1 protein-coding gene is annotated in these 603 nt (G+C 61.2%); it reads left to right on the top strand.

Features of this window, described 5'->3' with window-relative positions; translation table 11 throughout:
• Window positions 1-99 precede the first annotated feature (99 nt).
• Window positions 100-603: type 1 periplasmic-binding domain-containing protein (locus AC5RWX_RS34090; protein ID WP_494100544.1), on the top strand; the 504-nt coding region annotated here is incomplete at its 3' end.

Here is a 603-nt window from a genome sequence, read left to right as displayed (position 1 = left end):
GTTTCGCGTAAAACACGTTCGAAAGTTGAGGAGCTCCTCGAAGGGCACGGCTATAAGCGTCGCAAGACTAGCGCATCTAAATCGGCACTCTTGGAGCTTGTGTTCCACGAACTGGAAAGTGCGTGGGCGCTGGAAATCATCCGGGGTGTGGAGAACGTCGCAAAGGCGAACGGCATGAGCGTCATCCTTACCGAGAGCGGCACCAGGCATGCCCCCGGAACAGATTGGATTGAAGGGGTCATGGCACGCCGGCCGGCGGGAGTAGTCCTTGTCTTCTCGGATTTGCCGCAGGAGTACCGGCAGCAACTGGACGCCCGCTCCATCCCGTTCGTGATCATCGACCCGGCTGGTGATCCTGCCCCCGACGTGCCTTCGGTCGGTTCCGCCAACTGGGCCGGAGGCATGATGGCGACCCGCCATCTCATAGAACTCGGCCATACCCGCATTGCCGCCATTTCCGGTCCCGAGGACATGATGTGTTCTCTCGCCCGGATCGACGGCTACAGCTCGGCCCTTAATACGGCGGGCATCCCCCTGGACCGGGCCCTTATCCGGTACGGCGACTTCCACGTTGACGGCGGCCGGAAGCATGCCCTTGATTTG

It is taken from the genome of Arthrobacter sp. SPT-J7 (assembly GCF_059089965.1).
Note: the sequence above shows the minus strand (reverse complement) of the source record. Positions and strands in the feature narration are given on the sequence as shown.